Origin of the sequence: Candidatus Williamhamiltonella defendens (assembly GCF_900699045.1) — a bacterium.
In the GTDB taxonomy this organism is placed as follows: domain Bacteria; phylum Pseudomonadota; class Gammaproteobacteria; order Enterobacterales; family Enterobacteriaceae; genus Hamiltonella; species Hamiltonella defensa_A.
Map to the genome: position 1 here is coordinate 62,577 of NZ_CAADHL010000005.1, position 8,888 is coordinate 71,464.

The 8,888-nt window shown below is 39.0% G+C and carries 9 protein-coding genes, 1 tRNA gene and 1 pseudogene; 1 reads left to right on the forward strand and 10 read right to left on the reverse strand.

Annotation, left to right across the window (positions count from 1 at the left end; all coding sequences use genetic code 11):
- Nucleotides 1–448: 448 nt before the first annotated feature.
- The 6 genes and pseudogenes from CICURV3402_RS06955 to CICURV3402_RS05725 form a co-directional block, all read right to left on the reverse strand.
- Complete coding sequence (locus tag CICURV3402_RS06955) at nucleotides 449–595, reverse strand: hypothetical protein (RefSeq protein ID WP_235667702.1); 147 nt, start codon at nucleotides 593–595, stop codon at nucleotides 449–451.
- Nucleotides 596–701: 106 nt separating this feature from the next.
- Nucleotides 702–872: a hypothetical protein gene (locus CICURV3402_RS06960; protein ID WP_235667703.1), complete on the reverse strand. Its 171-nt coding sequence runs from the start codon at nucleotides 870–872 to the stop codon at nucleotides 702–704.
- Between the two features lie 44 nt (nucleotides 873–916).
- Nucleotides 917–1,386, reverse strand: a pseudogene (locus tag CICURV3402_RS06965) (shikimate kinase).
- 134 nt (nucleotides 1,387–1,520) lie between these two features.
- Nucleotides 1,521–2,354 carry a PA4780 family RIO1-like protein kinase gene (locus CICURV3402_RS05715; protein ID WP_158380196.1) on the reverse strand — a complete coding sequence of 278 codons (834 nt, stop codon included), beginning with the start codon at nucleotides 2,352–2,354 and terminating at the stop codon, nucleotides 1,521–1,523.
- Nucleotides 2,355–2,469: 115 nt separating this feature from the next.
- Nucleotides 2,470–4,599: a phosphate acetyltransferase gene (gene pta / locus CICURV3402_RS05720; RefSeq protein ID WP_158380208.1), complete on the reverse strand. Its 2,130-nt coding sequence runs from the start codon at nucleotides 4,597–4,599 to the stop codon at nucleotides 2,470–2,472.
- 69 nt (nucleotides 4,600–4,668) lie between these two features.
- On the reverse strand, nucleotides 4,669–5,892 hold the full coding sequence (locus tag CICURV3402_RS05725) for an acetate kinase (protein ID WP_158380197.1): 1,224 nt from the start codon (nucleotides 5,890–5,892) through the stop codon (nucleotides 4,669–4,671).
- Nucleotides 5,893–6,731: 839 nt separating this feature from the next.
- Here CICURV3402_RS05725 and CICURV3402_RS05730 point away from each other — a divergent pair.
- Nucleotides 6,732–6,808, forward strand: a tRNA-Arg gene (locus tag CICURV3402_RS05730).
- A gap of 146 nt (nucleotides 6,809–6,954) precedes the next feature.
- Here the strand turns inward: CICURV3402_RS05730 and CICURV3402_RS05735 are convergent.
- From CICURV3402_RS05735 to CICURV3402_RS06970, 4 genes are all read right to left on the reverse strand, one after another.
- Nucleotides 6,955–7,092 carry a tyrosine-type recombinase/integrase gene (locus tag CICURV3402_RS05735; RefSeq protein ID WP_187306989.1) on the reverse strand — a complete coding sequence of 46 codons (138 nt, stop codon included), beginning with the start codon at nucleotides 7,090–7,092 and terminating at the stop codon, nucleotides 6,955–6,957.
- Between the two features lie 183 nt (nucleotides 7,093–7,275).
- The gene (locus tag CICURV3402_RS05740) at nucleotides 7,276–7,740 is read right to left on the reverse strand and encodes a site-specific integrase (protein WP_158380199.1); all 465 of its coding nucleotides are present in this window, start codon (nucleotides 7,738–7,740) and stop codon (nucleotides 7,276–7,278) included.
- Between the two features lie 32 nt (nucleotides 7,741–7,772).
- Nucleotides 7,773–7,988 carry a hypothetical protein gene (locus tag CICURV3402_RS05745; protein WP_158380200.1) on the reverse strand — a complete coding sequence of 72 codons (216 nt, stop codon included), beginning with the start codon at nucleotides 7,986–7,988 and terminating at the stop codon, nucleotides 7,773–7,775.
- Nucleotides 7,989–8,737: 749 nt separating this feature from the next.
- On the reverse strand, nucleotides 8,738–8,878 hold the full coding sequence (locus CICURV3402_RS06970) for a phage baseplate assembly protein domain-containing protein (protein ID WP_320410077.1): 141 nt from the start codon (nucleotides 8,876–8,878) through the stop codon (nucleotides 8,738–8,740).
- Between the last annotated feature and the right edge of the window lie 10 nt (nucleotides 8,879–8,888).

Sequence of the window (8,888 nt, forward strand, 5' to 3'; positions counted from 1 at the left end):
TTACCCTTTTTGTAAAGAAACTGAAAATTTCACATCCATTTCATTTCTCTAAACCAGCAGTTATAGAATAAAACCGAGTCGATTTATTTTTTATAGGATTGGCAACCTATTTTTTATGCACTATTCACTCATTGATAACATTAACTTCTCTTTAATAAAAGCGAGAACAATATCATTGTCGCTTCCTTCATATATTTCTGATTGACCTATAGCGCTATAGCAGTTTGGATAATTAATCGTAATTTTTTATTCATAACTTTTTTATCATGCTTCATATTCAATAAACAGGATTTTGGATCAATCTGATGAAATCCTTAAATAGGTAGCTTTCCCCGTAATAAAAATTTTTTATTCATATGATATCGGTCTTAGAAAGAGCCCTAATTTTTTAGAGGTTTAATCGGCCATCAACATACAGATAGAAACCGATGATGGTTAACGACTATTTTCAGCCTATCGAAGCATCTACTTGCGCTAACAAAGTCATGGGGATTTTAATATATCGGATTCCTCTTCCATAACAGGCTGCTGCAAAACCTGTTAAATCTCGTATAACGCCCTTTCGAAAGTCAATTAAAATGGCATGATGCCACATGCTATTTCTTTAAAAGTTCATTAAATATCAGTTCAATAGACGACAATGACTTGTATTTTCCACTATCGGGCAAAATGATATGATCGAATCTAACGCTGCCTTGCTCTCAAACCGTCTGCATTAAAGAAAGACAAAGAGGCGATAAGGTTTGATTCGTCACTAACATGTCTTGATCCCCTTTTTTGAGCGGCTTAAAAGAATCAAAATGATTCAATAATTCTGAAGAAGTGGTAATAGGATAATTGCGGTGACCTAAAATAATCGTCATTTTCTTCATAGTAACGTTAATGACCTTTTGAAATACAAAAAATTAGGTTTTTGCTAATAGGTGAATAATTTTTTTGCAATGATTTTGAAGCTGTGATCTTCTGTTGGTATGATGATATCCGCAATTTCTGCATAAAAAGGATTTTGTTCTTTTAGCAGTGTTCGAAAAAATGAGAAACTGCCCCACTAATTGTAATAGTAAGCGCTTTTTTATCACGCTGCGTCCGAATCAACTGCTTTTAAATACCAATTTCTAAATAAATGACCGCCCCACGGGCTGACAAAACGTTTCGGGTTTCCTTAGATTTAACTGAACCTCTCCATGTCGCCAACACAATGCCTTTTTTCAGTGAGTTGTTAATTAATATTTCTTCACGATGCCGAAAGCCTGGTTCCCATTCGAGATCGAATATCCAGCTGATATCAGCTCCTGTGCATCACTCAATTTCTTGATCAAACTCAAAAAACTCCATACTAAGCTGTTGGGATGGTTGCCACCCAATAGTACTTTTGCCAGCACCCATAGGCCCAGCCAGAAAATATTTAGTTGCTCTATCATATTTTCGGTATTATCGAGGTAATTGGTTTGTGAAAAATAGATTTTTCATGATATGCATAAATGCTATAGTGACTCATTAAAGCAATTTTTTCGTGTAACCTAATAACGTACTTCTTCCTTCTTTTCACTAACCACAGCATGAATTTCTTCTATGACAGCTTTGACATCTGCTATTTTAGTATCCTCCTTAAAATAACCCGTTAATTGAGTTTCAGGTGTTAACTGCCCTTCCGAATATAACGCCCACATTTCTTGAGCGTATTTTCGATGCAGTAATGTGGGTGCAAACTGCCCATAAAAACGGGTAATATTACCTACATCTCTTTCTAAAATAGATTTTGCGTGATGATTTGCTGAAGCATTAACGACTTGAGGCAAGTCAATAATCACAGGACCTGCAGATCCTCTGAGAACGTTAAATTCAGAAAGATCTCCATGTACCAAACCGATACAAAGCATTCGAATCACAGATTGCATGATCATCTCATGATCTAAAAGTGCCTGCTGTTTAGTGAAAAAAACATCACTGATACGAGGTGCCGGCAAGTTATCTTCATCCATAATCAGATCCATCAATAAGACACCATCAAGGTGAGCATAAGGTTGAGGAACATGAACGCCGGCATGAGCTAATAGATAAAGAGCGTCAATTTCAGCATTCTGCCAGATTTCTTCCTTTTGTTTTCGGCCAAAATTAGATCCTTTTGTCATAGCTCGAGCATGCCTTCTACTACGTACCTTTCGGCCTTCTTGATATGCTACTGCTTGTCTAAAACTGCGATTTTCTATTTTTTTATATACTTTTGCACAACGGATATCAGAGCCGCAGCTAACAACATAAACATCGGCTTCTTTTCCGCTTTTTAATTGTCTAATCACTTTATCAACCAGACCATTATCAATCAAAGTTTGGAGTCGTTTTGGTGCTTTCATGGGGTCCTTATACCTTATACCTTTAATCAGCTTATTTCTGATGATTAAAACTGAGGTTTATCATTCTATTATTCTGGAGTCTGTATTTTGTTGAATCTTATTACTCATCATTTCATTAAGTTCTATTTTTAATCGAGACAGCTTGAATGGCCGTTAATGCGATGCTATAAATAATGTCCTCTACTAGTGCACCACGTGAAAGATCGTTCACCGGTTTACGCATGCCCTGCATCATAGGGCCAATCGAGACTAAATCAGCAGAGCGTTGAACAGCTTTATAGGTCGTATTGCCCGTATTTAGATCGGGGAAGATAAAAACGGTAGCTTGACCTGCAACAGGAGAATGAGGTGCTTTAGACTGAGCTACATCTGCCATAATAGCCGCGTCGTATTGTAATGGCCCATCAATTATCAGATCAGGGCGCTTTTTTTGTGCTATCATAGTGGCTTCTCTGACTTTTTCTACGTCACTGCCTGTGCCTGAATTTCCTGTAGAATAAGAGATCATTGCGACACGAGGCCCAATACCAAAAGCAGATGCTGAATCTGCGGATTGAATCGCAATTTCAGCAAGTTGCTCCGACGTGGGGTCGGGATTAATCGCACAATCACCATACACCAGTACCTGATCCGGCAACAACATGAAAAAGATAGAAGAAACCAGTGAATTCCCTGGGACTGTTTTGATGAGTTGTAATGCGGGACGAATAGTATGGGCTGTAGTATGTACTGCTCCTGAAACTAAACCGTCTACTTCATCTCGTTCGAGCATCAAGGTTCCCAAAACAACGTTATCTTGTAATTGCTCACGAGCGACCACTTCCGTCATACCTTTATTTTTTCTCAGCTCAACAAAGCGTGAAACATAATTGTCACGTGTTGTAACAGGATCTATGATCTCAATCTCTTGGCCTAATTCTACACCTTGTGCTGCTGCAATTCGGTGAATTTCCTCTGGATTTCCCAATAATACGCAACGTGCAATCCCTCGTTCGGCACAAAAAACAGCGGCTTTGATCGTACGAGGCTCATCCCCTTCGGGTAATACGATCCGTTTATTGGCTTTACGTGCACGCTCAGTTAAATTATAACGGAATGCAGGAGGAGATAAACGGTGTGTTCGCTCTGAAAAAGCAGTTAAAGAACAAATCCATTGATTACTAATATGGTCAGCGACATAATTTCTCACTTTTTCAATACGTTCATAATCGTCAACCGGAATTTCTAAACTAAAACTTTGTAGATTCAAAGAAGTTTGCCAAGTATTTGTCTCTACCTTAAAAACGGGTAAACCAGTTTGAAAGGCCTGCTGGCATAGTTGATTCACACTTGGGTCTACAATATAACCCCCTGTGAGAAGAATTGCCCCAATTTCAACCCCATTCATCGCTGCCAGGCAGGCGGCCACTAAAACATCCGAGCGATCTGCAGAGGTTACTAATAACGCGCCTGCTCGAAAATATTGCAACATATTAGGCAGACTGCGAGCACAAAAGTTAAAAGACTTGATTCTTCTGGTTTGAATATCACCTTCATTGATCACTTGGGCACCAAGATGCTTTGCGATATCGGTAGCGCGAATCGATATCAGATCAGCATGCCATGGAATACAAGCCAGTAAAGAGAGAGGAATATGGTTCTTAAGATGTTCAATATTAATATTTTGCAAATTTGTTTTTCTTGAACCATCACAAATGTCTGATAGATCAGGGCGAGTACGACACCGTTCATCCATTGGAGCATTTAATTTATTAATGATGACACCTACAATATTTTTATTTTTACTGCCACCAAAATTCGAAAGAGCCAATTCAATACGTTCTCTCAGTTGAACGGGTGAATCATTTTCCATCGCTATCACAAAAATCATTTTAACATTTAACGTTCTTGCAATTTGTTCATTTAACATATTAACGAACTGATGCTGGCGTATAGACACCAATCCTTCTATCAATACCACCTCGTTATCCAAAGTACTTTCGTGATAATGCGCAAGAATTTCTTCCATCAAAACATTTTGTTGGCTGGTTCTCAGTAAGCTTTCAACATAATCAAGATTAAGCGATTTTCCAACATTAATATTAGAATGCGCCCGAATAATAGCGATCGTTTTATCTGGTTTATTAGAGCTTGATTGAGAAATAGGTTTAAATAAAGTTAATCGTATCCCTTTCCGTTCCATCGAACGGATCACACCTAGACTTACACTACTTAAACCAATACCAGTACCAATTGGAATTAACATAATTGATGGCAACACTATGCACCTCTTTTGTGTGTCATAACTTACTGATTCATATTTTATTCAGCGGTTTTACAGATTCTGCAAAGCCCTCGTCAGCTGAGCGGTGTCTTGAGCGATAACTTTCTCTTCATTAGTGGGGATCACCATTGCTAAACGACTATGGTCTGTTGTAATAGCGCCTGATTGTCCAAAACGCGCCAATAAATTACGTGATGGATCTACTTCAAAACCTAATAAACTGAGTTTATTGAGTGTGAGTTTACGTATCAAAGACGAATTTTCACCAATCCCCCCTGTAAAAATAACGAGATCTAAACGCCCTTCCATTAAAGAGGTATAAGCCCCAATATATTTAGCTAATCTGTGACAAAATACATCCACGGCTCGCCGAGCTTCTGGGTTTTTAAAATTATCATAATGATCTTCAATATAACGACAATCACTGGTCACTTCAGTGAGCCCTAATAGGCCAGATTTTTTACTCAACATTTGATCGATTTCATCGATATTCATCGATAGGACATGATGTAAATAAAAAATAATCGCGGGATCTAAATCCCCACTGCGGGTACCCATGACTAAGCCTTCCAATGGGGTCAACCCCATAGACGTGTCTATGGATTGCCCATTTCGTATCGCTGTCACAGAGCCGCCATTACCCAAATGGCAGCTGATAGCATTGAGTTTTTCCAAAGGTTTATTTAAAAATTTGGCCGCTTGTTGGCTGACATAAAAATGGCTGGTGCCATGTGCACCATAGCGACGAATACGATGATTTTGATACAATTCATAGGGTAAAGCATAAAGATAAGCCCATTCTGGCATAGTTTGATGAAAAGCTGTATCAAACACCGCGACATTTTTATTAGAAAGTTTAGGTAAAAATTTTCTAGCTTCAGCAATACCAATCAAATGTGCAGGATTATGTAAGGGTGCAAATGGAATCGCTTTTGTAATACCTTCAATGACCTCGTCAGTGATAATCACAGATTTCGTAAAATGTTCTCCGCCATGTACAATCCGATGACCAATAGCGCTTAATTGTGAAGCCAGCTCGATTTCTTTTGACAAAATAGTGTTTACAATAAAATCTAATGCCTGTGCATGTGCCGCCCTGTTGCTCAGTTGCTTTTTTTGTTTTTTATCGCCTGTCTCCCATTTTATACGTGCTTCTGGTAAATGAAAGCATTCCGCTAAACCAGACAAATGTGTTTCACCTGTATTATGGTTAATAATCGCAAATTTTAAAGATGAACTACCACAATTGAGAACTAAGACTAAAGCGTTCAACATAATAATACCTGTATGATTTATATATATTTTTGTACTGTCAAAAACACGTTTTTGAAAAATATAATGATTTGACAAGATTAGCATTTTTTTATCAAAAAACGATATTCCTTAAAATCTAAATGACTGAGAAAACGTTTGAGTGTATCAATAAACCTTTTTCAAAAACGTAGCGGGGTCTTCATCATTTTAATATCTTTTATCTTAATTTTTTAATATGTACTGTTAAGAAAGTCACTGTGAAAACAATTCGTGTTTTTTGAGGGTGATAAAAGATGAAAATCAGATCCTATCCCATTAAAGGATGGTAATTTTATAAAAATAATTGAACCTAATATGATTAGGTATGATAAACGTTCAGGCAGACCTGCGTGCATCAGTATTTTTCTTAACTGGTACTTATTGAGAAACGACGTCCCTCGGGGTGATTGTGCTATTTTATGGTTACTGACATACTATCTTACAGGTTTATGGGGGCTTTAAAAGATGGCGTAAAAATGGGGGCTCTAGAGCTAGCTTTACTCTTCGATAAACTCGATATCACCTGCTTTTTTGTTCTCTGTCACTTGTCTTAAAGTCTTTCATAAGTTTTGTTAACAGTGTTATAACCTCATCCGGGTGATCACAAAATCGACATGTGATTTCTATTTTTACCGTTAATTTTAGACTCAAAAAACTCTAGTTTATAGAAAATTAACTTACCTTTGAACAAACTACTCTCAATGCGATATTTTGATACAAGAATTTGCATAAGATTCGCACATCCTGCTTACTAGCGCGGTGTTGACGCAAACATAGGGATCCGTATAATGCGACCATTAAAAACAATAGAAATTTTCACTGCGCCCTTAGCTCAGCTGGATAGAGCAACGGCCTTCTAAGCCGTAGGTCACTGGTTCGAACCCAGTAGGGTGTACCAATAAAAATCAATAGGTTACGTAGTTTTATCTACTAGAAATTATTTAAAATTGCCAGATGAGTAACATCATTTGCCAACGCCTAGTCAATTTTCCTGACGTGCTTAGTCAGGTGTCTGGCCGCAAGATATGCGTAATGACGTACCATTTAGATAGATTCCCAGCCGCCTATTTCTCGTAAATCAGACAATGGTACGCCTGTCCGTACTAACCAGTTCGCCCATGTGTGACGTAGATCATAAAATCTAAAATCTTTTATCCCTGAGCGCTTAGGTCGGTCATCCACGATGAGTTATCATCTACGCGTCGTTTCCCGACTTCGGGTGTTTTTCGCCCTCCTGTTTTTGTTTCGCTTTAGTATGAACAAAGACATAACGGTTGTGGTGGCCTATCTGATCTTTCAGAATATTGAGAGCAATATTAGTACAACGCCTATCGCGCTTCCTGCTTTGGCATTTTCCGAGTGTATCTAGGCAACCATCCGTCGCATGTCCACTTGTGAATACTCAAGATCGATGATATTTGAGCTGCGTAGACCTGTATCCATCGCGAAGATAACGATGTTTCGAAAACTTTCAGGCATACCTTTAATCAATGTAGATACCTCATCTTGTGTGAACCAGCGGATCCGCAGACTAACGGATTTCCTGACTTTGACCAGAGGTGCTTTTTCAATCCACTTCCATGCATCCACCGAAATCTTCAACAGACCTCGCATAAAAATAGGTATACCCGCGGGCAAAGATATCACCAATCTGAATCCAGTTACCCCATGTGTCATTACCGTTCCATCCCCCGTAATCTTACGAATATATTTAAGTCTGCTATAGTAACTCGTGTACTCTTGCTGTACTCCGTAAGTTGAGGGGTAAATAACTAATGAAGCAGAAATAGTAACCGGATTATTCTGTTTTAAAGTGGAAAGTATGTCCATCGATTAAAAATAGAGGCCAAATGCATCTAGACCTAATTCATTAAAGTTAAGTTAATCATAAAACAGAATGAAGCTGGAAGACATTGACTATGCGGGGTCTCTCCCCCAGATGCGACGGTCTCAACAGAGGTGCCAATATTTAATTTAGTAGCTTCGCCTAACCCCAGGTTAGTCACTAAAAGATTTTTATCTAAGATATCAGCTCTATTTTTATGTTTCCCCAGCTTCTTGCGAAACCGGTACTCCACGCTTCCCGTACCGTAAGGGTGATCCTTGATCGCCCGCGACAGTTTGTTATTATCAGGCGATAAAACCACTATTGTACATGGATTACGCTCCACAAATTGTTGAGGGTCATCGTTTTTATGTCATGGTCGGCCAAAGTCAGGATGACGGTGGCAATGAATCTATTGATACCTGACCGTACTACCTCAATATCAATCCGAAGCGCGATATCGTCGTCTGTCATCCAAGTAACCGCCTAAGCAATCTATTCATTCGTTCTTTGCGCCGTCTGATGACTTAGGTCGTGTGTTTTAGCAAATGCAATCAAGAGCCAATCCGGTCGTTTTGTACGGTCGGCCACGTATCACCCCACCATCCAAACGGCGTATCCGTGTCATCATCCGGTTCAGCCCGTTGCAGGTGAAAAACGATATCATCACTGCCCGCCTAAGGCTTTTCTTTATTCATCAGCATATTATTTACATCGCTTGATTGAGCTTACCTATTACTCCAATGCTATCACTTTTATGAAAGTGTGTTGTATCCTGTATCCGCATAGTACTCATGGAACCTGCTTTGTCCTTTATTTCAGCTTGTGAAATGATAGACTACGCTGTAGTAATTCTTCCTGGAGTTTCTACTTCTTGAATGTTGAGTACCACCCTGTTGTTGCATTGATAACAAAATTTTCTGTCACCGTCTCTATTCATAGTCCGCGTTTGAGCCAGGATACTATCGCCTTTATCCGTATACAGTACCACTTCTCCTTCTTTTATCCCATTAAGGCGATAGCGACGGTCAGAGCGATATTAATCACCACGTCGTGCGAGCGGGCACCACTCAGGAAAAGCGCAACATCTTCCGCGCCAGAGTACGCCGTCGAGGTAAATCCGTAATACTCTATATATTCTATTCCGTATCCA